20 protein-coding genes are annotated in these 25,037 nt (G+C 76.0%); 14 read left to right on the forward strand and 6 right to left on the reverse strand.

Annotated features, from left to right (window positions below):
* From ACN9MS_RS15730 to ACN9MS_RS15755, 6 genes are read left to right on the forward strand one after another with little or no spacing between them, the layout of a single operon-like run.
* Positions 1-831, forward strand: coding sequence for an ABC transporter permease (locus ACN9MS_RS15730; RefSeq protein WP_426309404.1), 831 nt, complete (start codon positions 1-3; stop codon positions 829-831).
* A complete protein-coding gene (locus ACN9MS_RS15735) occupies positions 831-1,673 on the forward strand; it encodes a hypothetical protein (RefSeq protein WP_426309405.1) in 843 nt (280 codons plus the stop codon). The genes ACN9MS_RS15730 and ACN9MS_RS15735 overlap by 1 nt, the downstream gene beginning before the upstream one ends.
* Positions 1,670-2,656, forward strand: coding sequence for a glycosyltransferase family 2 protein (locus tag ACN9MS_RS15740; RefSeq protein ID WP_426309406.1), 987 nt, complete (start codon positions 1,670-1,672; stop codon positions 2,654-2,656). The genes ACN9MS_RS15735 and ACN9MS_RS15740 overlap by 4 nt, the downstream gene beginning before the upstream one ends.
* The gene (locus ACN9MS_RS15745; RefSeq protein WP_426309407.1) at positions 2,653-3,801 is read left to right on the forward strand and encodes a glycosyltransferase family 4 protein; all 1,149 of its coding nucleotides are present in this window, start codon (positions 2,653-2,655) and stop codon (positions 3,799-3,801) included. Before ACN9MS_RS15740 ends, ACN9MS_RS15745 begins: the two co-directional genes overlap by 4 nt.
* Positions 3,798-4,955, forward strand: coding sequence for a GNAT family N-acetyltransferase (locus tag ACN9MS_RS15750; protein WP_426309408.1), 1,158 nt, complete (start codon positions 3,798-3,800; stop codon positions 4,953-4,955). The genes ACN9MS_RS15745 and ACN9MS_RS15750 overlap by 4 nt, the downstream gene beginning before the upstream one ends.
* A 14-nt stretch (positions 4,956-4,969) precedes the next feature.
* Positions 4,970-5,929: a glycosyltransferase gene (locus ACN9MS_RS15755; protein ID WP_426309409.1), complete on the forward strand. Its 960-nt coding sequence runs from the start codon at positions 4,970-4,972 to the stop codon at positions 5,927-5,929.
* Positions 5,930-5,993: 64 nt separating this feature from the next.
* Here the strand turns inward: ACN9MS_RS15755 and ACN9MS_RS15760 are convergent, their stop codons facing one another.
* Entirely contained in the window at positions 5,994-6,971 is a 978-nt protein-coding gene (locus ACN9MS_RS15760; RefSeq protein ID WP_426309410.1) for a glycosyltransferase, read from the reverse strand.
* Between the two features lie 37 nt (positions 6,972-7,008).
* Positions 7,009-7,815, reverse strand: a complete 807-nt coding sequence (locus ACN9MS_RS15765; protein WP_426309411.1) for a polysaccharide deacetylase family protein — start codon at positions 7,813-7,815, stop codon at positions 7,009-7,011.
* A 180-nt stretch (positions 7,816-7,995) separates the two neighbouring features.
* Here ACN9MS_RS15765 and ACN9MS_RS15770 point away from each other — a divergent pair, with 180 nt between their 5' ends.
* The 3 genes from ACN9MS_RS15770 to ACN9MS_RS15780 are packed head-to-tail and all read left to right on the forward strand — an operon-like array spanning position 7,996 to position 12,925.
* Positions 7,996-10,290, forward strand: a complete 2,295-nt coding sequence (locus ACN9MS_RS15770) for a hypothetical protein (protein ID WP_426309412.1) — start codon at positions 7,996-7,998, stop codon at positions 10,288-10,290.
* Positions 10,287-11,237 carry a glycosyltransferase gene (locus ACN9MS_RS15775; protein ID WP_426309413.1) on the forward strand — a complete coding sequence of 317 codons (951 nt, stop codon included), beginning with the start codon at positions 10,287-10,289 and terminating at the stop codon, positions 11,235-11,237. Before ACN9MS_RS15770 ends, ACN9MS_RS15775 begins: the two co-directional genes overlap by 4 nt.
* Positions 11,234-12,925: a methyltransferase domain-containing protein gene (locus ACN9MS_RS15780; RefSeq protein WP_426309414.1), complete on the forward strand. Its 1,692-nt coding sequence runs from the start codon at positions 11,234-11,236 to the stop codon at positions 12,923-12,925. The genes ACN9MS_RS15775 and ACN9MS_RS15780 overlap by 4 nt, the downstream gene beginning before the upstream one ends.
* Before the next feature lie 11 nt (positions 12,926-12,936).
* Here ACN9MS_RS15780 and ACN9MS_RS15785 read toward each other — a convergent pair whose 3' ends face one another.
* The gene (locus ACN9MS_RS15785) at positions 12,937-13,890 is read right to left on the reverse strand and encodes a glycosyltransferase family 2 protein (protein ID WP_426309415.1); all 954 of its coding nucleotides are present in this window, start codon (positions 13,888-13,890) and stop codon (positions 12,937-12,939) included.
* A 150-nt stretch (positions 13,891-14,040) separates the two neighbouring features.
* Between ACN9MS_RS15785 and ACN9MS_RS15790 the strand changes: the two genes are divergently transcribed.
* Genes ACN9MS_RS15790 through ACN9MS_RS15810 form a run of 5 tightly spaced genes read left to right on the forward strand, consistent with a single transcriptional unit; the run spans position 14,041 to position 20,831 of the window.
* Entirely contained in the window at positions 14,041-16,056 is a 2,016-nt protein-coding gene (locus tag ACN9MS_RS15790) for a glycosyltransferase (RefSeq protein ID WP_426309416.1), read from the forward strand.
* The gene (locus ACN9MS_RS15795; protein WP_426309417.1) at positions 16,053-17,462 is read left to right on the forward strand and encodes an O-antigen ligase family protein; all 1,410 of its coding nucleotides are present in this window, start codon (positions 16,053-16,055) and stop codon (positions 17,460-17,462) included. Before ACN9MS_RS15790 ends, ACN9MS_RS15795 begins: the two co-directional genes overlap by 4 nt.
* Positions 17,459-18,631, forward strand: coding sequence for a glycosyltransferase family 4 protein (locus tag ACN9MS_RS15800; RefSeq protein ID WP_426309418.1), 1,173 nt, complete (start codon positions 17,459-17,461; stop codon positions 18,629-18,631). Before ACN9MS_RS15795 ends, ACN9MS_RS15800 begins: the two co-directional genes overlap by 4 nt.
* Positions 18,628-19,659, forward strand: coding sequence for a glycosyltransferase family 4 protein (locus tag ACN9MS_RS15805; protein ID WP_426309419.1), 1,032 nt, complete (start codon positions 18,628-18,630; stop codon positions 19,657-19,659). The genes ACN9MS_RS15800 and ACN9MS_RS15805 overlap by 4 nt, the downstream gene beginning before the upstream one ends.
* Positions 19,656-20,831, forward strand: coding sequence for a glycosyltransferase (locus ACN9MS_RS15810; RefSeq protein ID WP_426309420.1), 1,176 nt, complete (start codon positions 19,656-19,658; stop codon positions 20,829-20,831). The genes ACN9MS_RS15805 and ACN9MS_RS15810 overlap by 4 nt, the downstream gene beginning before the upstream one ends.
* Here the strand turns inward: ACN9MS_RS15810 and ACN9MS_RS15815 are convergent.
* From ACN9MS_RS15815 to ACN9MS_RS15825, 3 genes are read right to left on the reverse strand one after another with little or no spacing between them, the layout of a single operon-like run.
* Complete coding sequence (locus tag ACN9MS_RS15815) at positions 20,785-21,990, reverse strand: glycosyltransferase family 4 protein (RefSeq protein ID WP_426309421.1); 1,206 nt, start codon at positions 21,988-21,990, stop codon at positions 20,785-20,787. The two genes, ACN9MS_RS15810 and ACN9MS_RS15815, sit on opposite strands and share 47 nt — an antisense overlap.
* Entirely contained in the window at positions 21,984-23,864 is a 1,881-nt protein-coding gene (locus ACN9MS_RS15820; RefSeq protein WP_426309422.1) for a hypothetical protein, read from the reverse strand. Before ACN9MS_RS15820 ends, ACN9MS_RS15815 begins: the two co-directional genes overlap by 7 nt.
* Entirely contained in the window at positions 23,861-25,027 is a 1,167-nt protein-coding gene (locus ACN9MS_RS15825) for a glycosyltransferase (protein ID WP_426309423.1), read from the reverse strand. The genes ACN9MS_RS15820 and ACN9MS_RS15825 overlap by 4 nt, the downstream gene beginning before the upstream one ends.
* Positions 25,028-25,037 lie beyond the last annotated feature (10 nt).

A 25,037-nucleotide genomic window follows, 5' to 3' on the forward strand; every position in this document is an offset into this window, starting at 1 on the left:
ATGGAGCAGACCGTGCAGCGCACCGTCATCACGCCGCCGGGGCGCCTCAACCTGCCGTCCTGGCGCGAGCTGTGGAGCGCGCGCGAGGTCGCCGTCCGGCTCGCGCTGCGCGACGTCATCGTGCGCTACCGCCAGACGATCTTCGGCATCACGTGGGTCATCGCGCAGCCGCTCGTCAGCGCCGGCATCTTCACGATCGTCTTCGGCGAGATCGCGGGCCTGTCGACGGGGAAGATCCCCACCTTCCTCTTCACGCTCGCGGGCATGCTGGCCTGGAACCTGTTCAACGGCTCCCTCGGCCGGGCCTCCGGCTCGATGGTCGGGAACCAGTCGCTCGTCCAGAAGGTGTTCTTCCCGCGCCTCCTGGTCCCGATCTCGAGCCTCGCCTCCGTCGTGCTCGACTTCCTCGTCGCGCTCGCGCTCGCGGTCGTGCTGCTCTTCGTCTACGGGATCAACCCCGGGTGGGCGGTCCTGCTGCTGCCCGTGTGGGTGCTGCTCATCCTCCTGATCGGTACGGGCATCGGCCTCGCCGCGGCCGCCTACATGGTCAAGTACCGCGACGTCGGCTACGTGCTCCCCTGGCTCATCCAGATCCTGCTGTACGCGAGCCCCGTCGCCTACGCGCTGTCCTCCGTCCCGGAGAACCTGCGCTGGCTCTTCGACATCAACCCGGTGACCTGGTTCCTCGAGGGCTTCCGCTGGTCCCTGCTCGGCACCGACTTCCCGCCCACGTGGCAGGTCGTCGCGCTCGTGGTCGCCGCCCCCCTGATCTTCCTCGCCGGGACGCTCGTGTTCCAGAAGAACGAGCGCGAGTTCGCGGACTTCATCTGATGCGCGTCTCCGCGTACGTCCTCCTCGCCGACCCCAGCTTCCTTCGCGCGAGCCTGCTCGCGTACTACCACCTCGTCGACCGGGTCGTGCTGTCCTACGACGAGACGAGCACGTCGTGGACGGGCACGCCGCTGCCGGTCGACGAGTGCCTCGCGATCGTCGAGGAGATCGACACGGACGGGAAGTGCGTGCACGCCCCCGGGAGCTTCGCCCGGCTCGACGAGCACCCGCTCGACAACGACACGTACCAGCGCCAGTCGGCCCTCGACGCGGCGTCGGAGGGTGCCGACTGGGTGCTCCAGCTCGACACGGACGAGGTCATGCTGGACCCGGCCGCGTTCCGCGCGTCCCTGGACGCCGCCGAGCGGGCGGGGGCGGGCGGTCTCCACTACCCCGCACGCTGGCTCTACTCGCGCGTCGCGCCGGGGCGCTACCTGGAGTCGAGCACGCGCCTCGGCAGGCCCGCGGCGTCGTACCCCGGGCCGCTGGCGGTGCGCGCGGGCACGTCCCTCGCGCACGCCCGCCAGGCCGACGTACCGCTCTACCGCGTCGACCTGCGGCCCTGGAACACGGACCCGAGCCACCCGCACGACACCGTCGTCCACGAGGTCGTGCGACCCGACCAGGCCGTGCTCCACTTCTCCTGGGTCCGCCGCCCGGAGGCCATGCGGCAGAAGTTCGGGTGGTCGGGGCACACCGCCCACTACTCGCGCCCGGGCGTCTACGAGTCGTGGGTCGGGCGGTCGCGACACCCGCGCCGCACCGTGCTGACGTCGCCCCTCCGCCGCGAGGACTGGTTCCGCCTCGTGACCGTCCCCGAGCCGCCGGGAGGCGCGCCGTGAGCCCGACCGTCAGCGTCGTCGTCGTGACGTACGGCCGCCCCGAGAGCGTGCGCGAGTGCCTCGAGCACCTCCAGCGGCTCGACACCCCGCCGCTCGAGGTGGTGGTCGTCGACTCGACCCCTGCCGACACGACGCGGCGGCTCGTGCGCGAGGAGTTCCCCGACGTGCGCCTCCTGCACAGCACGCTCGGGCGCGGCACGACGCCCGAGTCGCGGCAGATGGGCTTCGCCGTCACCCGGGGCGACGTGGTGGCGTTCGTCGACGACGACGCCTACGCCGCGCCGGACTGGCTCGACGAGCTCGTCGCGCCCTACGCCGACCCGGACGTCGTCGCCGTCGGTGGGCGCGCGGACAACGGCATCCCCGGCGAGGAGCACGAGGGGCTGGACCGCATCGGCCGGCTGCTCCCCGACGGGCGCCTCACCGGCAGCTTCGCCGCCGACCCGGGCCGCGTCGTCGAGGTCGACCACCTGCTCGGGGCGAACATGTCGTTCCGCCGCAGCGCCCTGGTGGCCATCGGCGGGATCCGCGGCAACTACCCCGGCACGTGTCTGTGCGAGGAGTCCGACATCTCGCTGCGCCTGCGCGCGACCGGCGGGCGCCTGCTCTACACGCCGCGCGCGGTCGTGCGGCACATGGCCGCGCCGTACGGGATCGGCGGCAAGCGCTTCGACCGTCGCTACCTGTACTACGCCCGCCGCAACCACCTCGTCATGCTCGTGCGGAACTTCGGGTGGCGGGACCCGATCGTGCGCCGGTATGCCCGCACGACCGTCCGCGACCAGCGCGACTACCTGCGCACGACGGCGCGGCGACTCGGGCCGACCAAGTCGGACGGGACGCGCCGGTCCCTGCGCAAGCGGGTCACGGCCCCGGTCGTCCTCACGCGGGCGGTGGCCGAGCTGGTCGGCCTGGCCGCGGGTGTCCCCGCGGCGGTGCGCGCGACGCGGCAGGACCGCGCGGACGGGCTCGCGACGCCATGACCCCGAGGGCGGGCAGGCCGCTCGTCCACGCGATCACGCCGGGCGACCACTTCTCCCCGCGGACGGGCAGCGCCGTCCCTACCGTGGTCGACGGGCTCTCCCGGCACCGACCCGAGGGCAGCCCGCGGCCGACGGTCCTCGTCGCGCGCGGGACGTACCCGGACCGTTACCCGAGCGCCGACGTCGTCGAGTACCAGCAGCGGCGCTCCCGTCGGAGCGACCGCTACCTCGACTCGGCGCTCGCCCGCGTCGGTGCTCCCCGGATCGCCGCGCGCCGCGCGTTCGCCGCCGTCGTCGGTGGCCAGGACGAGTGGGCGCCGTCGTTCGTGCTCGCCCACAACGCCCCGGCCCTGGTGCCGCTGGTCGGCGCGCGGCACGTGCCGGTGCTCTACGCGCACAACCAGGTGATGCGGACGTACACGACCCGCGACGCGGGCCGGACGCTCGCGAACGCCCCGGTCGTGGTGTGCGTGAGCGACTTCCTCGCGGAGCAGGTCCGGGCGCGGCTCCCCCGGGAGCTCGCAGACCGGGTCCGTACCGTCCACAACGGCGTGGACCCGGCGCTCCTTGACGTCGAGCGCGCGGAGCTCGCCGACGACGGCCTGCACGTCGTGTACGTCGGCCGGGTCATCCCCGACAAGGGCGTGCACGTGCTCCTGGCGGCGGTGGGTGCGCTGGACCGCGGCGACGTCCGCGTGACCGTCGTCGGGCGTCCGGGCTTCGACGCCCGGGACCCGTTGACCCCCTACGAGCAGGAGCTCCGCCGGACCGCGGCCGGCCTGCGGTCCCCGGTCCGGTTCGCGTCGTTCCTCGCCCGCGACGCGCTGCCCGCCGTCCTCGCGACCGCCTCGGTCGTCGTGGTCCCCTCGACCTGGCCCGAGCCGTTCGGGCTCACGGCGCTGGAGGGCATGGCGGCCGGCGCTGCCCTCGTCGCGTCCGACGTCGGGGGTCTGCCGGAGGCCGTCGGGGACGGTGGGCTCCTGGTCCCTCCGGGCGACGTCGACCGGCTCGCCGAGGCGCTGGACGGACTGCGCGACGCGCAGACCCTCGGGGAGGCTCAGGCGAGGGCGCGGGCGACCGCGCGGACACGGACCTGGGCGGCGACCGCGGCCCGTCTCGACGAGGTGCTGGAGGCGTACCGATGACGGTCACCGTGCGGGTCGTCGCGCTCGACGACCTCTCTCCCGCCGACGTCGACGGCTGGTCCGACCTCGCCGGACGCGCGGCCGAGCCCAACGCGTTCATCGACCCGGGCTGGCTCCTGCCCGCGACGCGCTGGTTCCCCGCGGCGCGCGACCTGCGCGTCCTCCTCGCCGAGGACGCCGACCGGGTCCGCATGGTCCTGCCTCTCGGCGTGGAGCGCGGCTTCCATCGGCTCCCGGTGTCGTACGCGACGACGGCGACGCCGTACCTGGCCCGGAACGCCTCCGTCTGCGCCCCGCTCGTGGACCGCGACGACGCCCGCGGGACGTTCGAGGCCGTGCTCGACGCCGTCGGCCTCCGCCGCAGCGGCCTGCCCGGGCTGCTCGAGCTGACGCTGTTCCCGGACGGCCCCCTCCTGACCGCGCTCCTCGACGCCTGCGCGGACCGTCGGCTCCCGGTCCTCGAGCGCTACCGGTTGGAGCGCGCGTGCCTCCGGGTCCCCGGCGAGGACCCTGTCGCGCACCTGAGCAGGCGGCGGCGCCGGCACGTCCGGCAGGACGCGGCCGCGCTCGCCGAACGGCTCGGCGGCGAGCTCACGGTCGTCGACAACGGTGCCGACCCGGCCGCGACCGAACGGCTGCTGGACCTCGAGGCGTCCGGGTGGAAGGGCGACCGGTCGCGCAAGGGCGCCGCGCAGCGCAACAAGCCGGACCAGCTCGGCTGGTTCCAGGAGGCGACCGACGAGATGCGACGGCGCGGGCGGCTGCACGTCTTCGAGCTCGTGGGTGGCGGGACCACGGTCTACGCGAGCGCGGTGATCCGTTCCGGCGCCGGGCTCTTCGGCTACCTCGACACCTACGACGAGGCCCACGCGGACCTGGGTCCGGGCGTGATCGGCCGGGTCATGACGCAGGAGCACGTCGCCGCGCGCGGCGACGTCTCCCTCTTCGACCCGTGCATCCACCCCAAGTTCACCGTCCCGTCGACCCTGTACCCCGGCCGCCGGGACCTCGTCGGGCTCATGGTCGCCGTCCGCGGACCCGTCGCGCGCACCTGCGTCGGGACGGCGCCCAAGGTCTCGTCCGCGCTGCGGCGCCTGCGGCGTCCTCGTCACGCGGCGCACACCTCCGAGGGCTCGCCGCCGGGGGGTGGGTGATGGTCGGGTCGGGTGTGCCGGAGCTGAGCGTGGTGATCGCGGCGTTCGACGCGCAGGACACGCTCGACGAGCAGCTGGACGCGCTCGCCGGGCAGGACGTGGGGTTCGCGTTCGAGGTGCTGGTGTGCGACAACGGCTCGCGCGACGCCACGCCCGACCTGGTGCGCCGCCGTCAGGAGCACGAGCCGTGGCTGCGGCTCGTGGACGCCTCGGCGCGGCGCGGTCCGTCCGCGGCGCGCAACATCGGTGCCGGTCAGGCGCGGGGCCGGTTCCTCGCGTTCTGCGACGCGGACGACGTGGTGGGCCAGGGCTGGCTGGTCGGGATGCACGACGCCCTCCAGGACGACGAGTTCGTCACCGGCAGCTGGGAGGGAGACCGCCTCAACAGCGGCAACCGCGCCTCCGTCTCCTGGACGACCGATCCGATCGTCACGAAGCCCTTCTTCCCGTGGCTCCCGGGCACCGGCGCGGGGACCATGGGCATCCGCCGTGCCGTCTTCGAGGCGGCCGGCGGGTTCGACGAGTCGCTCGTGACCGGTGAGGACGTCGACCTGTCGTGGCGGGTCCAGCTCGCCGGGCACCGTCTGGTCCACCACCCCGAGATCGTGCTCCACGTGCGCAAGCGCGACGGGCTGCGCGCGATCTTCCGCCAGGCCTACGCCTACGGCGCAGGCGACCGGCTCCTGCGCCACCGCTACACCGACGTGGCCGCCGCCTTCATCGCCGGTGCCGCGCCGCCGGGGTCGGTCGCCACCGCCCCGGATGCGCCCGCTGGTACCGCCGGCGCCGGAGCCGGTGGGCTCGCGGTCCTCCGTCGCGTGGTGCGCACGGTCCGGAACAAGCTGTCGCGCGGCCGGGCGGGTCTCGCCGAGACGGTCTGGCGCGTGGGCGAGCGAGCGGGGTACCGGTGGGGTCGCGTCGACCCCGCCGCACCGCGGGTCGCCGCGCCCGAGGTCCTCCCACCACCGGTCTGAGGGGCGCCACCGCACCGTCGTGAGCGGTACCCGCCGTACCGGCCCGAGCGCGCCTCGGCCCGGGCTACGACGGGTCGGGCAGGACCGGGGGCACGGGGACGCGCGCGACGGTGGTGTCGGTCCGCGCGAACCGGAAGCCCAGGTCGTGCCCGACGCGCTGCACCCGGTCGGCGAGGTCCCTCCGGCTCCGGACCTGCGCGACCTTGCCGAGCACGCGCCGCGCCGTGCCGATCGCCCGCGCGGCACGCCCGGCCGTGTCCTCCGCACCGGCGGCGGGCCGCTGCTCCGGCACCGGCACCGGTGCCGGAGCAGCAGAGGGCTGGTCCTCCCGGCGCTGGTACGCGTCGACGACGTCGGCGTAGCGGTGGCGCAGCAGCCGGTCGCCCGCGCCGTAGGCGTAGGCCTGGCGGAAGATCGCGCGCAGCCCGTCTCGCTTGCGCACGTGCAGCACGATCTCGGGGTGATGGACCAGACGGTGCCCGGCGAGCTGGACCCGCCACGACAGGTCCGTGTCCTCGTTCGTGGCCAGCCGCTCGTCGAAGCCGCCCGCCTCCTCGAAGACGGTGCGACGGATCCCCATGGTTCCCGCACCCGTGGCGGGCAGCCACGGCAGGAAGTCCAGGCGGTAGACGCTCTCCACCATCCACGACACCGCCGTGCCGTCGCCGCTGTTGAGGCGGTCGCCCTCCCAGCTGCCGGTGACGAACTCGTCGTCCTGGAGGGCGTCGTGCATCCCGACCAGCCAGCCCTGGCCCACCACGTCGTCCGCGTCGCAGAACGCGAGGAACCGGCCCCGCGCCTGACCGGCACCGATGTTGCGCGCCGCGGACGGACCGCGCCGCGCCGAGGCGTCCACGAGCCGCAGCCACGGCTCGTGCTCCTGACGGCGGCGCACCAGGTCGGGCGTGGCGTCGCGCGAGCCGTTGTCGCACACCAGCACCTCGAACGCGAACCCCACGTCCTGCCCGGCGAGCGCGTCCAGCTGCTCGTCGAGCGTGTCCTGCGCGTCGAACGCCGCGATCACCACGCTCAGCTCCGGCACACCCGACCCGACCATCACCCACCCCCCGTCAGGACCGTCACGGCGCCGGCCGTTCGGAGCGGGACCTGCTGCGCACCGGACGGTGCTCGCGGAGGAGGCCGCCGACCGTCGACGTGCGGTAGCCCTGCGCCGCCAGCCCGTCGAGCAGCGTGACGAGCACCCGCGCACGATCGAAGTGCGGCAGCTCCTGGCCCTCCTCCAGCGTCTCGGGGTCGGCCCGGTCGTCGTGGAGCAGCACGATCCCGCCGGGGAACACGTCGTGGAGGGCGCGTCCCGCGATGCGGTCCTCGGCGTCGTGCAGCCAGTCGTGCGCGTCGCCCGACCAGATGACCAGCTCCAGCCCCAGCCGGCGGATCCCCCGCGCCTGCGCCACGGTGTGCCGTCCGTACGGTGGGCGGTAGAGCCGCAGCGGCACGCCGGTCACGTCCTCGACGCGCCGCTTGGCGTCGCCGATCAGCCGGACCGCCTCCGCGTCGCCGAGCGTGAGGAGCGACCGGTGGTCCTCGCCGTGCAGCGCGACCTCGTGCCCCTCCGCGACGACCCGCCGTGTCACCTCCGGGTACCGGACGACGTGCTGCCCGAGCACGAAGAAGGTGGCTGTCGCGCCCGTCCGCGCCAGGACGTCGAGAAGGCGAGGGGTGTGCTCGGGGTGCGGGCCGTCGTCGTACGTCAGGGCGACGACCCGCTCGGTGGTGTCGACGCAGAACACGCCGAACTCGCGCGCGAGCGCGGGCGGCACGGGGAAGGGCGGGACGGCCTGGGACCGGAACGTCCCCCCGGCGGGCCGCGGGTCACGGTCGAGCGCTCCCCGCCGGACGAGGACGGGCCACCGGGCGCGGCTCACGGCGCACCCCCGGCGTCGCGGCGACCGCTCACGCCACCACCCCTCTCAGCCGGACGTCGAGGCGAGCATATCGACGCCGACGGTGCCGGAGCCGTGGTGGCGGGACCGCGTGGTCGCCCGGCCCGGGTGAATTCGCCACGAAGCCGCGGTGACGGCCCGTCGCTGACCTAGGGTTTGGCTGTGGAGCCGACGCCTGCGCTGCCCCCGGGGACGCGCGTCCTCGATCTCGGCGCGCGCGACGGCGCCGTCGCCGCCGACCTTCGCGCCGTCGGCCTCGACCGCTACCTCGGACTCGTCGACCCCGGGCACCTCGCGGCGGCCCGTCGTGCGGCGGGCGACCTGGCCGACCGGCTCCACCCCGTGCCGACGCCCGACGTGGCGGCCCGGTGCTCGACGGACCTGCTGATCCTGCGCGCCGACCGCGCGCGCGTCCTGTGGACGGTGCGCGACCTCGGCCACCTGAGCTACCTCGCGGTCGAGCACGGCGCCGGGATCTCGGGGCTGGAGGCGCGCCTGGCCGTCCTCGTCGGCCGGGCGGGTGGGCGCCTCTCCCCGCTCGGCCGGTTCGTCTGGGGCGGGCGTGCCTTCGACCTGTACCGCCTGCCCGCGCCGCACGGTCCGGCCCCGCGCACCTACTTCTCCCCCGTCTGGGGTGCCTCCGGCCTCGCGACCCGGCTCAAGGAGGCGGGACTGCGGTACGCGGTCCTGCGGTGGTTCGAGTCGCTCCCGGTGATCGAGCCGGGCGAGGACCTCGACGTGCTCGTGGCGGACGACGACGTCGACGCGCTGCGTGGGATCCTCGAGTCCGAGCCCGGGACGATGCCCGTCGACCTCTACAGCGTGTCCGGGCTCGAGGCGTCGGACTACCAGGGCGCGGCCTACTACCCCCCGGCCCTCGCCGAGCAGGTCCTCGACCGGGCCGTGGTGCACGAGAGCGGGTTCCTCGTGCCCTCGCCTGCGGACCACCTGCACTCGCTCGCGTACCACGCGGTGTACCACAAGGGCCGCCGCTCGGGGCTGCCCTCGCACGGGCTGGGACCCACCGAGCCCGCGCCCGAACACGACTACCCCGCGGAGCTCCGGCGGCTCGCGCGGGGGCAGGGGGTGGTGCTCGACCCCTGGTACGAGGACGTGGACGCCTACCTCGGGTCCGTCGGATGGCGGCCGCCGACCGACGCGCTGCGACGGCTCTCGGCCGGGAACGCGTGGGCGCGGGGTCTGCTCGCGTCCGACCACGACGCCCGGCTCGGCGACGCGGAGATCGCCGTGTTCCTCGTGCGCGAGGCGACGCTCGCCGTGGTCCCGGCGGAGCAGGTCGAGACGGTGCTCGACCGCTTCGGGTTCGACGTGCTCCTGGCGATCGACCTCGACCGCGCGGCCCGGGAGCGAGCGGCCACGGCGCTCCGCGGAGGGAACTGGGGCCGCGGCCCGTTCCCTCGCAGCGGGGGCGAGCCGGTGCGCATGGTCGTCGCGGTCCACTACGCGCCGGAGGAGCCCTACGACTGGCTGCGCGAGAGGTACCCGCACCTGACCAACGCCGAGACGTTCGAGGCGAAGTCGGAGGTCCGCCGTCTCGTCGAGAAGCACGTGCCGGAGCCCGACCGGTTCAACCCCTTGCACTCCTCGGACAGCACCGCCGAGGCGTGGGAGTACCTCGACGTCGTCGCGCCCGACGCCGTGGGGACCGTCCGTGCCGAGGCCGAGCGGCGCGCCGCGCAGCACGTCGCGCCGCCCGGCACGGTCCGCACGCTCAGCGTGGGCCGGCGTGCGCGCGTCGACGTGGTCGCCGGCGCGGACGGCCTCGTCGTCCGGAAGACGTTCGCCCCGCCGTTCACCCGGTTCCTCGATCGCGAGCTCACCGCGCTCCGCGAGCTCGGGGGCCGCGTCGCAGCGGTCCCCCCGCTCGTCGCCGCCGGCCCCGACTGGTTCGCGTGCCCCTGCTACGAGGACACCCTCGGCACGGCCCGGTCGAGGACGGGCCTGCTCCCTCTCGCGGTCGTGCGCAGCATGGTCGACGTCCTGCGGGAGCTCCACGACCTCGGTTACGACCTGGTGGACGCGAAGCCCGGCAACTTCGTCCTCGACCGCGCGCACGGGCTCAAGGTCGTCGACTTCGAGTTCCTCCACCGGTACGACGACGCGCCGCCACCCTTCGCGCACTCCGTGGGGCTCGTCGGCCCCAGCCCCGGGTTCACCGGGGACGTCCCCGTGGGTGACATGGGCTATGACGCGCGCTGGTTCACCGCGACGGGCCTGCCGCTCGACGTGCTCGTCGACGGGTCCGTCGTCGCGCAGCACCTGGCGCGGACGCGGTACCGCCTGCGGCTGCTGACCGTCCTGCCCGGGTCGCCGCCACGGCGCGTCGCCCGCCGGGCGCGCGCGACCGCGCGCCACGCCCGGTGGCTCGCCACCTCCCGCTACACCGAGTGGGCCCGACGTCGTGCCACGTCCGGGCGTGAGACAGGAGCACGATGACCCTCCCCGACCCCGCGGCCCCGTCGTCCGGCGCCCTGCACCCCACCGTCACCGTGGTGGTGCCGGTGTACAACGACGTCGCCCGCCTGCGGACGTGCCTCGCGGCCCTCGCCGCCCAGGACTACCCTGCGGACCGGTTCGACGTCGTCGTGGCGGACAACGCCTCGACCGAGGACCTGCGGCCCGCGCTCCCTGCCGGGGACGGGCGCTTCATCGTCGTCCTCGAGCCCCGGCGCGGGTCGTACGTCGCGCGCAACACGGCCGCGCGACGCGCGACGGGCGACGTGCTCGCGTTCACCGACGGGGACTGCATCCCGCGCCCGGACTGGCTCTCGCGCGCCGTCGCGGCGCTCACCGCCGAGGACCCGCCCGACGCCGTCGGCGGAGACATCAACATCCTCTTCCGCAACGGGTCACGCCCGACGACCGGCCCCGAGCTCTACGAGACCGTCGAGGGCTTCGACCAGGAGCGCTTCGTGACGGTGACGCACTTCGCCGCGACAGCCAACCTCGTCGTGCCCCGGGCGACGTTCGAGCGCGTCGGCGACTTCAACGCGGCCCTGAAGTCCGGCGGCGACCTCGAGTGGGGGCGTCGGCTCCAGGAGATCGGGGGCCGGCTCGACTTCGCGGCCGACGCGGTCGTCGACCATCCGTCGCGACCCTCGTGGCGTGACCTCACCCACAAGACCGTCCGGATCACGCACGGCCTCGTCGACCTCACCGAGAACCCGGAGACCGCGGGCTTCGCGCGCGACAGCTGGCACAACACGAAGCAGACCTTCACGGTGTGGATCCGCATCTGGCAGGCGCCCTGGCCCGAGGAGCGCGGCGCGAAGCTGCGTTTCGCCGCGGCGCGCAGCTATGCGGGCCTGCTGGAGCTGGGCGTCCGGGCACGGCGGCGCCTCACCGACCGGGGGCGGGCCCGGCGCGCCGGGGTGAGCGGGTGACGGACGACGTCGGCGTCACCCGACGCGCGGCGGCGGACCGCCCCTGGCACGAGGTGCCGGAGCACGTGCGACGCACGGTGCGCTCCGCGACGAGTGTCGACCTCGTGATCGACGCGATGACCGACGCGGAGTCTCCCTGGCCGGTCGAGCTCCAGCGCCGGCTCCTCCACCCGGCGTCGGGCGGCCCGGCGGTCCTCGTGCCGCGCCCGGGCGGGCAGGGCCTCGTCCTAGGGGGCGAGCGGCACGCCCTGGCGCCCGCGCTGCGCTTCCTGGGTCTCGACGTCACGCGGGCCGACTGGGTGGGCGACCGGCTGCGCTTCCAGCAGCTCGCCCACCCGGTGACCGGCGCCGCCGCCGTACACCTGGACCTCCCCGCCCGGCTCCCGTTCCCCGACGCGTCCTTCGACCTCGTCTGGGTCGACCTGGACGAGGTGCTCGCGCTCGTCGGGGTGGGCGCCTCCGCGGGCTTCCTGGGCGAGGTCGAGCGGGTCCTGGCACCCGGCGGGACGGTCGTCGCCGACGTGCAGCACCGCGGACGGCGCGCCGTCGACGCAGCCCGACGGCGCACGGCCCCGTCCGCGGGCATGGCCGCGGACGTCGTGCCCGTGCGGTTCCTCCTCGCACGGGCCGGCCTCGTCCCGGTCGGACGGCACGCCCAGCTGCCCCGCCGCGACGACTGGGCCCGCCTCGTCCCGGCTCCGCGGCTGCGGGAGGAGCTCGCCGCGACCGACGTCAGGACCGGGGCGCGGCGGGTGGCGGCCCGCACGCTCCGGGCCCTGGGCGCGTCGGGCGTCCTGGCGCCGGACGCCGTCGTGCTCTCCCGGCGCCGTCGCGACGCCTCACGGGACGTGACGACGCTGGCCGAGCGGGTGGCGCGGTCGCGCCGACCGGTCGTCGCCGCCCTGTCGGACGCCCGGGTCGCCGTGCGCGGCGAGCGGTTCGTCAAGGTCCCGCTGTCGGCCGACCAGCAGGAGGCCCTGGGCCGGGAGGTCGCGGCGACGCACGAGGCCGCCGCGTCGGGGTTCGGCGCCTTCGTGCTCGACGAGGTCACGACGTCGTCGTACGACGGCGTCCGCGTCGCCGACGCGCCGCTGCTCCGCGCCCGGCCCGTCTCCCTCGACGAGGCCGAGGACGTCCTGGCACGGGCGCTGCCGGGACCGACGCCGCCGGACGCGCACCGCCCGCTCCGGACGACGGCCGCCTGGCGGCGTCTCGAGTCCGCGCGGGGCGAGCGGGACTGCGCCGAGATCGGCGCCGCCAGCCTGCGGGACCGCGTCCTGCGGACGTACGGCGCCCTGCTCGTCCCCGTCGGCCCGACCCACGGCGACCTCCACCCGGACAACGTCCTCGTGACCGCCGAGGGCTCGGCGCACCTCGTCGACTGGAACCGGTTCGAGCCCGACAACCCGCTCGTGCTCGACGCGGCGTACGCGGCGTGCCAGGTCGACCTCGCACGGACGGGATCCGGGCTGGCCGAGGCGGTCCGCCGCCTCGCGGCCACCGAGCTCGCCGGCCCGCTCGCGACGATCGCGGCCTCCCGGCGCGGCGCGCTCACCCTCGCCCAGGTCGCCACGCTCGTCGTCCTCGACCGGGTCGTCTCCTACAGCCTGCCCCGGCGGCGGTACAAGCCGTGGACGCTGCCCGGCGTGCGCGCGGCCGTCGCCGTGGTCGAGCTCTTCCCTGGCTGACCCGGGCGATCTCAGACCCGGGGTGCGCGCCGCACACCGGCCCGGGCGCGACGGGCGGGGGCACCGGGCGCGAACCGGACCGCCCAGGCCACCTCGCCGAACGCCGCCACGGGCCGGTGATCGCGCAGCGCCTCGCGCGCGGCGCGGCCGGCGCTCCACCACGCGAACCTCTCGTTGGCGGCGAGCCGGTCGTCGTAGGCGAGCACGAGGTCGCGGCGGCCCGCCGCGCGCGCGTCGTCCCGGTGCCGGCGCAGGATGACGCGCAGGCTCGTCGCGAGGTCGCGGTGGGAGCGCGTGGTGTTCGACGTGTGGTGGCGGTAGTCCACGAGGACGTCGTCCACGAAGGCGAACGGCCCCCGCGCGGCGGCCTTCAGGACGAGGTCCATGTCCTCGCCCTGCCGGTACTCCGGGTCGAAGCCGCCGACGGCGTCGAACGTCTCCCGACGGATCACGAGGTTCGGGAGCATGACGCCCGGTCCGCGGATCACCGCGCGCTGGTCTGCGGCGGCCCGCTGGTCCGCGACGACGAGCTCGGCGCCGTCGGCGTCGATCGTGCGCATCCCGCAGTAGCTCACCACCGCGCCCGGCCGCGCGGCCATGGCCTGCGCGTGCCGCCGCAGCCGGTCCGGGTGCCAGCGGTCGTCGTCGTCGAGGAACGCGACCAGCTCGCCCGACGTCTCCGCGACCCCGGCGTTGCGCGCCGCGGACACGCCCGAGGGCGCCCGCCGCACCACGCGCGGCCGAGGGGTCGCGGCGCCCCGCGCCGCGTCCTCGACGATCCGGAGCAGGTCCGCCGGTTCGGGCGAGCCGTCGTCGACGACGACGAGCTCGGCGGCGGGGTACGACTGCGCGAGGACGGACGCGAGCGCCTCCGCGAGGAACGGCCCGCCGCGGTTCGTCGCGACGACGACGCTCACGCTCGGGAGGACGGTGCCGTCCCCGTCCGTCTGCCGGACCTCGCCCACGTCGTTCCTCCGCTTCGTCGCCGTCTCGCCGCAGCGTTCCCCGCCGTGTCCCCGTCCTGCGCGGCCACGCCTCGGCCGGACCGCGGACGGATGGGGTGAAATCGGCGGATTCCCGCGGGATCCGTGGCCTGCTGGGGGACAATCTCCCACATGAGGGTCCTCCGCGTCTCGCACAGCGCCGTGGTCGACGCCTGGCGCGAGCGCGAGCGAGAGCTGCGCGCGCGGGGGGTCGACGTCCGGCTGCTCTCGGCGCGCGCCTGGGACGAGGGCGGCGCGACCGTCCGCCTCGTGCCACGCCGCGGCGAGCCGGTGCGGGGCGTGCGGACGCTCGGGTCGCACCCGGCGCTCTTCGTCTACGTCCCGCTCCCCCTGTGGCGCGCGCTCGGGCAGGAGTGGGACGTCCTGGACGTGCACGAGGAGCCGTTCGCGCTCGCGACGGCGGAGGTCCTCCTGCTGCGCCGGCTGCGCGCGCTCGTGTCGCGTCGCCCCGCGCCGCCGTACCTCCTCTACTCGGCGCAGAACCTCGACAAGCGCTACCCCTGGCCGTTCCGGTGGTTCGAGGCGCGCGCGCTGCGCGGCGCCGCGGCAGTGTCGGTCTGCAACGACGAGGCGGGCAGGATCGTGCGCGCCAAGGGCGCCCTGGGGCGCGTCGAGACGGTCCCGCTGGGCGTCGACCCCGCGGTCTTCGCGCCCGCGCCCGACGCCGTGCCGGACGTCGCACGCACGGGGCAGGGCGCAGCTCGACTCCTCGTGGGGTACGCGGGGCGGCTCGCGCACCACAAGGGCGTCGACGTGCTCCTCGCAGCGGTCGCGGGCGACGACCGGCTCGACCTCGTCGTCGCGGGCGACGGCCCGGACCGCGCGGCGCTCGAGGAGGCGGCGCGCCCGCTCGGCGGCCGGGTCCGGTTCGTCGGCGCGCTCGCGGGCGACGACCTCGTCGCGTTCTATCGCTCCCTCGACGCCCTCGCCGTCCCGTCGCGCGAGACGCCCGGCTGGGTCGAGCAGTTCGGGCGGGTCGCGGTCGAGGCCATGGCGTGCGGCGTCCCGGTCGTGGCGAGCCGCACGGGCGCCCTGCCCGACGTCGTCGGCGGCGCGGGCCTGCTCGTGGCCCCCGAGGACCCCGCTGCCCTGCGCGCCGCGCTCGCGCGCGTCCGCGACGAGGACGGCCTGGCAGACCGCCTGCGCGCCGCGGGCACCGAGCGCGCGGCGTCGTGCTCGTGGGCCGAGGTCGCCCGCCGCTACGAGGAGCTCTACCTCACGGCGGTCGGCGAGGGTCCAGGCCCGGCGCGTGCGCGCGGGAAGGACGGCGCGTCCGCGGCCGTGCCGCCCGAGGTCGTCGTCGTCGCCTACGGGTCCCCCGCGATGGTGCGCGACGCGCTCGCCCCGCTCGCCGGGAAGTACCCGATCACGGTCGTCGACAACTCGTCCCTGCCCGAGATCCGGGAGATCACCGAGCTCGCGGGCGGGCGCTACCTCGACCCGGGCTGCAACGGCGGGTTCGCCGCGGGGGTCAACCACGCGCTCGCCCGTCGCCAGGCGCCCGGCGCCGACGTGCTGCTGCTCAACCCCGACGCCGTCGTGACGCCCGAGGACGTCCAGACCCTCCACCGCGCGCTGCACGCCGCCCCGGGGATCGCGAGCGTGGGGCCGGAGCAGGTCGACGACGACGGCGTCCGGGCGCGCGTGGTCTGGCCGTTCCCGTCCCCGGCGGCCACGTGGGTCGAGGCCGTCGGGCTCGCGCGGCTGCGCCGGGCCCCGGCGGACCGCTCGTTCGTCATCGGCTCGGTGCTGCTGCTCAACGCTGCCGCGGTCGACGACGTGGGGGGCTTCGACGAGCGCTTCTTCCTCTACGCGGAGGAGACCGACTGGGCGTACCGCGCGGTGCGGTCCGGGTGGCGGCACGCCGTCGTGCCCGAGGCGCACGCCCTGCACCTCGGCGGCGCGACCAGCAGCGACCCGACCCGTCGGGAGACGCACTTCCACGCCTCGCAGGAGCGCTACCTGCGCAAGCACCACGGCCGGGCGGGCTGGGCGCTCGCGCGCGTCGGCGCCGTGCTCGGGGCGGCGGCCCGCTCCGTCGCGCTGCGGGGGGACGCACGCGAGTCGGCGCGCCGACGGCTCCGGCTCTACCTCGCGGGTCCTGTCCGCGCGGAGTCGGCGCTGTGACCCAGCGCGCGCCGCTCCTGCGCCGCCGGCCCGTGCTCTACCGCGCGCCGCGCGTCCCCGGCGCGGCCTTCGCGCGCAGCCGGACCGTCGCCGCCTGGCTCATGGGCGGGGCCGTCGTCGTCGCTCTCCTCGCGCTCCTCGGCTTCGTCGTCCCCGAGCTCCAGATGGCCGCCGTCGGCGGCGCGCTCGTGGTGCTCGTCGTCGGGCTCACGGCGTATGAGCCGGTGGCCCTGCCGATCCTCGCCATGCCCGCGCTCGTGATCGTCCAGCGCGTCGGCGGGGGTGGGGTCGACCTCTCCCTGAGCGACTTCGCGCTGTTCGGCGCGTTCTGGTTCGCGCTCTTCTTCTCGCCGCGACCGTTCTCGCGGCCGATGCGCGCGATGCTCTGGCTCTCGTTCGTCTACCAGGTCGCGACGCTCTTCACGGTGCTCGTCAACCCCTTCAGCGCGAACGTCGTGGAATGGTTCCACGCCTGGCTCTCCGTCGCGGGCGCCCTCGTCCTGGGCTGGGCCGTCGGCCGCTCGGGTCGCGCCCGGCTCGGCCTCACCCTCTTCCTGCTGCCGTGCCTCGCCATCGCTGCGCAGACCTGCCTCGTCGCGCTCCAGCAGCTCGCGGCAGGCAACACGGGACCGGTGTACATCGAGTCGCCGCTCGCGATGCACAAGAACTTCATCGGGTGCGTGCTCGCGTTCGCCGCCCTGACCGCGTACGCGCGCCCGTGGTGGGTCGGCTGGCCGCGCTGGTTCTCGCTCGGTGCCTTCTGGCTGTGCTCGCTCGGCGTGCTCGCCGCGCAGGCGCGCCAGGCCCTCATCGGCCTCGCGATCGGCATCATGCTCATCACGCTGCGCGGCGACCCCGACCGCAAGCGCTCGAAGCTCATCCTGCTCGCCGCGATCCCCGCGATCTACTTCGTCGTGCTCGCGGTGCAGGAGCAGCTCGAGTCGGGGAACCAGTTCAACTCCGCGAACCAGCGGCTCACCTGGTACGCCGACTCGATCGAGGTGTGGCAGCGCAGCCCGTGGGTCGGCATGGGCCTGCGGTGGTGGACCGCGGGCGTCACGGAGTTCGTCTTCCAGCCGCCCAACGTCGAGCTCGAGGTGCTGACGTCCGCCGGGATCGTCGGGCTCGTCGGGTTCCTCGTGCTGTTCCTCGGCGGGATGGTCGTGCTGTGGCGGATCAACCCGCGCTTCGGGACCCTCGCGTTCTCGATGCTCATGATGCGCTTCGTCCAGGGGCAGTTCGACCTCTTCTGGGTGTCCGTCCAGGTGACCGTCCCCTTCGTCATCGTCGGCGTGTGCCTGGGCGCCGAGTCCTACGCCGAGTCGCGGCAGCACGCCCGCGACGTGACCGGTCGGGAGCTCCCTCTCGACGAGCTGCGATCCGTGCGGGAGATGGCCGAACGATGACCGACCTGCGGATCCTGCAGATCGCCCCGGAGATCGCCCCGGGCAGCGGAGTGGGGGGCGTCGCGCACCACCTGGAGGAGGCCTTCGAGCGCGCCGGGGTACCGACCGCGCGCTTCACGCTCGCCGACGCGCGCGGCACGTGGCTCCCCGAGCCCGGACCGGGCGTCCGGGGCCGGCTCGTGCTCCTCGCGCGCGTCGTCTGGTTCTCCACGGTCGGCACGGTCCTCGCCCGTCGCCGGGTCGCCCGCGAGCGCTGCGCGGGCCGGAGAGCCGGGGACGCGGTGGTCTCGATCTGCCACAACGACGTCCTCGCCGGCGACGTGTACGTCAACCACGGCATCCTCCGGGTCGCCATGCGCGCGCGCGGCGGGTACGCGTGGCGCATGGCCCGCAACCCGCTGCACCTCTTCACGGCGGCCCGCGACGCGCTCCGGTACCGGGGTCGCTCCCACCGCGTGGTCGTCAACCTCACGCGGTCCGAGCGCGACGCGCTGCGCAGCACGTACCCGCGGCTGCGCGCGCGCGCCGTCGTGATCGGCAACGGCGTGGACGTCGCGCGCTTCGCGCCGCCCTCGGCCGCCGAGCGCACCGCGGCGCGGGCCGCGGCGGGCGTGCCCGAGGGCGCCGTCCACGTGGTGTTCGTCGGGCACGAGTTCGACCGCAAGGGCCTCGACCTCGTGCTCGCCGCGGCCGCGGACCTGCCCGACGTCCACGTGAGCGTCGTCGGCGGGACGCCCGACATGCTCGCCGACGTCCGGGCGCGGGTCGCCCGCCTCGGGACGGCCGACCGCGTGCACCTCGCCGGCCGCGTGCCCGACCCACGGCCGTGGCTCCACGCGGCCGACGCCCTCGCCCTGCCGAGCGCCTACGAGGCGAACGCGCTCGTCGTCCTCGAGGCGCTCGCGTGCGGGGTCCCCGTCGTCGCGACCCCCGTGGGCTACGCACCCGACGTGGTCGAGGACGGCGTCACCGGGTGGCTGGTGGACCGGACGGTCGAGGGCGTCCGCACCGGTCTCGCGGCCGTCGCCGCCCTGGACGACGACGCGCGCGGCGAGGTCTCGGCGCGGGCACGTGCCACCGCCGAGCGGCACGACTGGGACGCCGTCGCACGTCGCTACCTCGAGCTCGCGGCAGCGCTCGCCACCGCACGATCGGAGCACCGCCCGTGAGGATCCTCCACGCCGTCCGGTCCGACGGCTTCGCCGGCGTCGAGCGGCACGTGGCGCGGCTCGCGCGCGCGCAGTCGGCCGCAGGCCACGACGTCGCGGTCGTCGGCGGGGCGCCCGACGGCATGCGCTCGACGGTGGACGACCCCACGGTGCCCCTCCTCCCGGCGACCTCGACCGGCGACGTCGTGCGGGCGCTGCGCCGGCACGCGGCGGCGGCGGACGTCGTCCACGTGCACATGACCGCGGCCGAGGTCGCCGCCGCCGTGGCGGCCCGCACGACGCGCGGGTTCCCGCCGGTCGTGTCGACGCGCCACTTCGCCCGACGGCGCGGCACCGGGGCGCGGGGACGGCTCGTCGCGGTCGTCGCCGCGTCGTCGGTCCGGGCCCAGATCGCCATCAGCCGGTACGTCGCGGACCACGTGGAGGGCGACAGCGTCGTGGTGCACCCCGGCGTGGCGGACCGTCCCGACGGGCGCGCCGCCGCCGCGCGCGACGACGTCGTGCTGGTCGTCCAGCGGCTCGAGGCCGAGAAGCGCACCGACCTCGCGCTCGAGGCGTTCGCGGCGTCGGGGCTCGCGGGCCGCGGCTGGCGGCTCGAGGTCGCGGGCGACGGCGCGCAGCGGGCGGCGCTCGCGGACCTCACCCGGTCGCTCGGCATCGACACCGCCACGGCGTTCCTCGGGGCGCGCGACGACGTCGACGCCCTCCTGGGACGCGCAGGCCTGCTCGTCGCGCCGTGCCCCGTGGAAGGGCTGGGGCTGAGCGTCCTCGAGGCGATGGCGAGCGGCCTGCCGGTCGTCGCCTCCGCGGCGGGCGGGCACCGCGAGACGCTCGACGGGATCGACCCGCTCACGCTCTACCCCCCGCTCGACCCGGTCGCCGCCGGCCGATCCCTGGCCGCCCTCGCAGCCGACCCGGGACGCCGCGACGCGTGCGCCGCCGCCGGCCGCGCCGCGCAGCGCGAGCGCTTCACGCCCGCGGCGCAGGTCTCCGGGACGGACGCCGTCTACCGTTCGGTGCTCGCGTGACGGCCGCCGCGGGCGCTGCGGGCGCGGGCGACGTCGTCGTCCTGTCGCTCGAGCGCTGGGACGACGTGTGGCGCCGCAACCAGTACCTCGTCGCGGAGCTGTGCCGTGCCGACCCGACGGCGCGGGTGCTGTTCGTGGAGCCGGCGGCCGACCCGCTGCACCGGCTCAGCCGGCGCGGCGTCCCCCGCCCCGGGCGCGGCCTGCGCGCCGCGCCCGACGTGGACGGGATCGCCGCCGGGCGGGTGCTCCTCCACGAGCCGACCAAGTGGCTCCCCCGCAGGGTCGACCCGCGCGTGGACGTCCGGCTCGCTCGGTCGGTCGAGCGCGCCGTGGCCCGCGCCGGACTGCGCCGCCCCGTGCTGTGGGTCAACGACCCGTCCGGCGCCGCCGTCGTGCGGCGCACGGGCTGGCCCGCGCTCTACGACGTCACCGACGACTGGCTCGCCGCCGACCGCTCCCCCGCCGAGCACGCGCGCCTGGTCGAGGACGAGGCGACGCTGCTGGAGCGGTGCGCGGAGGTCACGGTGTGCTCCTCGGGCCTGGTCGCGCGCAAAGGGGCGCTCCGCGACGTGACGCTCCTGACGAACGGCGTCGACCTCGAGCGCTACCGGCGCGGTTTCGCTCGGCCGGACGACCTCCCCGCCGGCCGGGTCGCGCTCTACGTCGGGACCGTGCACCCCGACCGGTTCGACGTCCCGCTGCTCCTCGCGACGGCCCGCGCGCTGGACGGGAGCGCCCGCGTGGTGCTCGTCGGCCCGGTGGTGGACCTCTCCGCCGCCGAGCACGCCGACCTCGCGCGCGCCGGGGTCGTGCTCCTCGGACCGCGTCCCTGGACCGCGGTGCCGGCCTACCTGCGCCACGCCGACGTCCTGCTCGTCCCGCACGTCGTCGACGCGTTCACCGACAGCCTGGACCCCATCAAGCTCTACGAGTACCGGGCCGTCGAGCGACCCGTGGTGTCCACGCCCGTGGCCGGGTTCCGGGACGAGCCCGGGGTGCGGGTCGCCGCCGGCGAGGACTTCCCGACGGCGGTGCTCGCCGCGCTCGGCGACGCGGCGCCCCCACGGTCCGAGCGGCTCGCGACCGACCCGCCCGACGTCCCGACCTGGCGCGGGCAGGCCGCGCTCATGCGCGCGGCGCTGGCCCGGACACGGACGTCCAGACGTCCGTGAGCACCCGCGCCGTGCGCTCCACGGGGAACCTGCGGAGCGCCGACTTGCGCGCCCGGAGCGCGCGCTCGCGGGCCGCGGCCGGGTCGCGCAGCACGTCGAGCAGGGCCGTCGCGAGCGCGTCGACGTCCCCGGGCGGCACGAGGAGCCCGAGCGGCGCGGGCCCGTCCTCGGGGTCGTCGAGGATCTCCTCGACGCCGCCCGCCCGCGTCGCGACGACCGGGACGCCACGGACCATCGCCTCGACGACGACCTGCCCGAACGGCTCCGGCACGGGCGACGCGTGCACGCACACGGCCGCGCCGTCGAGCTCCGCGCGCGGGTCGGCGACGAAGCCGACGAGGTCGACGTGGTCGTCGAGCGCGAGCCCGGTCACCTCGGCCCGGACCAGCGCCGCGTAGTCCTCGGCGCCGAAAGCCGGCTCTCCGACGACCCGCAGCCGCGCCGCCGGAACTGCGTCCACGACCGTGCGCAGCGCGCGCACGACCTCGAGCTGGCCCTTGGTCGGGCTGATCCGCCCGACCATCACGACCAAGGGCTGGGGCACGGCCGCGCGCCGGGCGAGCGCCGCCTCGGCGCCCTCCACCTGCTCGGGGGCGAAGCCGGGGTACGCGACCGCGGCCGTCACGGGCAGCGTCTCCGCCGTCGCGTGCGAGTTCGCGACCACCGCCGCCGGGACCTGGCGCGCCAGCCCGTGCACGACCCGGACGAGCGGCCCGGGTAGGTAGTCGGGGGCGACGCGGTCGTGGACGTGCCACACGAGGGGCCGACGGGCGAGCGCCGCGGGAACGATCCCCAGGAGGTCCGCCTTGAGCGACGTCGTGTGCACGACGTCGGGCCGCAGCGCCCGCACGCGCCGAGCGAGCCGCCAGAGGAAGGGGAGCGTGCGCAGGGCGCCCGTGAGCGTCGACGCCGACAGCCGCCCGGCACGCTCGCGGTCGGTGGTCGCCACGGACGGCGCGAGGGCGACGACGTCGACCTGGACGCCGAGCCCCTCGAGGCGCGCGCGCAGGGGACCGTCGGTGAAGAGCAGCGCCCGCACGTCGACCTCGGGTCCGAGCGCCGCGCACGTGCGCACGAGCGCGAGCTCGGCGCCGCCGAGCTCCGCGGTGTGGTCGAGGACGAGGACCCGGAGCGGCTGACCGCCCGGGACGGTCACCACCGGAACGGGCGCTTGCGCTCGTCGGTCTCGGGTTCGTCACCGCTCTCGTCCGGCGCGGCCGGCTCGACCTTGCTCCACGCCGGGGCGAGCACGGGGTGCCGCTTGCCCGGACCCCGGGGAGCACCGGACGCCGCGGCGCCGTCGGGCGTGGCCGCGCCGCCGGCGGGCACCGAGGGCGGCACGGGGCGCGCCGCCGCGTCGGTCGCCGAGACGGCCGCCGCGGCGACCGACGCACGTCGAGTGCCGACCGCGCGCGCGTCGTCGTCCGGGGCGGGCTCGTCCTCGGACGGACCCGACCGCGCCGGCCCGGACGGCTCGGCAGGGGCGTTCGGCCGCCCGGTCGCCCCGGGCGCGACGGAGGGGGCGGGTGCCGCCGCACGGACGCCGTCCTGACCGGCACCCTGCTCCGTGTCGTCGCCGTACGTGGAGGCGTAGAGCATGCGCCGGTCGCCCGTGACGCCGGTCAGCGCGATGCCGAGCAGCGGGACGTTGCTGACACGCAGCCGCTCGGTCGCCTCCGCGAGCACCGCACGGTCGGTGCGACCGGCGGACGCGATGAGCACGACGCCGTTCGCGTAGCCGCCGAGGATCGTCGCGTCGGCCGCCGCCAGGACGGGGGGCGCGTCGACCACGACGACCTCCGCGTGGTCGCGCAGGCTCCGGACGAGTCCTCGTGCGCGCTCCGTGGCGAGGAAGTCCGCCGGGTCCATCTCCTCCTCCGGCACCGGCATGACCCGGAGGTTCGGCACCGCGGTCGGGCGCAGCTCCTGGTCCCGCCCGTCCCAGTCGTCGGGGGCCGGGAGCATGCGGTCGAGCTGCGGGCGCCGCAGGTCGCCGGACAGCGCCACCGTGCGTCGGCCGCTGAGCGCGAACGAGGCCGCGAGGTTCGCCGTGATGAACGAGCGCGGCGCCGACGGGTCGGCCGCCGTCACGACGACGACCGCGTGCTTCATGCCGGCGGTGGACACCTGCACGGCGGTCCGGAGCTCGCGGATCGACTCCGTGAAGGGCGTCGCGACCTTGCTCGCCACGGGCAGCGCGTGCGTGTGCGTGAACTCCTTCTCCGCAGGCCGCGTGCCGTAGAGCTCCGCGAGGACCGGCGTCTCGGTGAGCCGCGTGGACTCGGCCGCGCTCCGGACGCGCACGTCGAGCCCCCGACGCGCGAACGCGAGCCCGATCCCCGCCACGAGGCCCACGACGAGGGCCAGCGCCAGCACCGTCAGCCGCGAGAGCCCGAGGGGCTCGGCCCCCGTCGCGGGCGCGACGACCTCGCCCGGGACGGCGATGCCGCGCAGGGAGTTGATCTGGACGGTGAGGGCGGAGTAGTCGCCGACGATGATGTCCTGCTCGGCCAGCGCCAGCGGGTCCTCCGGGTCGGCGGCCAGCCGCTGGCGCACGCCCGCGAGCTGCTCGGCGAGCGCCTGGCGGCGGCTCTCGAGCTCCGCGACCTGGTCGGCCTGGATGACGACGAGCTGAGCCACGTACGCGTCGGCGAACGCGTTCGCGACCTCGACCGACCGCGCCTCCTCGGTGGTCGTGGCCTCGACCGCCACCGTCTTGTTCTCGCCGTCGACGTCGCCGGACACCAGGTCGGCCAGCTCGTCCGCCGCCTCCGGCTCGCCGAGCGCGGTGGCGGCGGCCGCCGCGACCTCGGGCGACGTGACGTCGTCGGCGTCGGTCGCCACCGTGACCTCGACGAGCGACTCCCCGCCCTGCGCGCTCTGCACGCCGTAGAGCTGGACCGTCGCGGTCGCGCGGTACATCGTCTCCTGACGGTCGACGTAGAACAGCGCAGCGGCGACGACGACGAGGACCGCGGCGAGCACGTAGTACTTGCCCGCCCAGATCGTGCGGAGGAACTCCCTGATGGTCATCGCTGTGCTCTCCCCCCACCGGGTCGGCCCGCGCCGACGGTGCGGTCCTGCTGCTGGGCCACGACGCCTCGCAGTCGCTCGACGAACCGTTCCCGGCCGAACGTCGCGACGTGGGCCGTGACGGCGCCATCATCCCACGCGTACCCCGCCGCCACCTCGACGGCCTCGGCCACGAGGTCGGGCCGCGGCGCGTCGAAGAACACGCCGTTGACGCCGTCCACGACCGTGTCGAGGTAGCCGCCGTCGCGCAGCACCACGCTCGGCCGCCCGAACGCCCCGGCCTCGAGCGGCGACAGCCCGTAGTCCTCGTACGACGCCGCGACGAGCGCCGACGCGTTCCGGTAGACCCAGCGCAGCGTCGCGTCGTCGACGCGGCCGAGCAGGTGCACCCGGCCGCCCCCGCGGGCCGCCTGCGCCTCCAGCCGGGCGCGGTCGGGGCCGTCCCCGACGACGACGAGCTCACGCCCCGTCGAGAGCGCCGCCTCGACGACGACGTCGACGTTCTTGTACGGCAGCAGGCGTGCCACGCACAGGAGGAAGCCGGGCTCCACGCCGGGGAGGGCACGCTCCTCGCCGTCGGGGAGCATCGCGGGCGGCGGTGCGAGCACCTCCGCCTCGATCCCGTACGCGTCGCGGATCGCGCGCTGCGTCACGGTCGAGTTGGCGAGGTAGACGTCCGCGCGCCGCGCGGCGGCGCCGTCCCACCGGCGCAGCCCCGGGGACAGGAGGCCGAGCGCGGTGGCCGCGGCGCGCCGTCGGGCGCGGTGCGCGGCGGAGCCGTCCGCCGGCCCCAGGTACCGGTCGCGCTGGTACAGCCACCGGGCCGGGGCGTGGCAGTAGACGACCGTGCGTCCCGCCCCGCGGTACCCGTGCGCCCAGCCGGTGGAGGATGCGAGCAGGACGTCCGCCTCGACGCGCTGCCGGTCGACGGCGGGCGCGAGGAAGGGGAGCGCGACCCGGTGGTGCCGGCGCAGCAGGGCGGCCCGGTCGAGGGCGGACGTGCGCAGGTCGAGCGAGCCGAACTCCGGGAACGTACCGGCCGGGTCGTACAGCGTCGTGTACATCGGCGAGCCGGGGAACGCGTCGGCGAGCAGCAGCGCGACCCGCTCCGCACCGCCACGCTGGGTCGCGTAGTCGTGCGCGAGCGCGACACCGTGGGTCATCGGTCCTCCC

It is taken from the genome of Cellulosimicrobium sp. E-16 (assembly GCF_049913115.1).
Lineage (GTDB): Bacteria > Actinomycetota > Actinomycetes > Actinomycetales > Cellulomonadaceae > Cellulosimicrobium.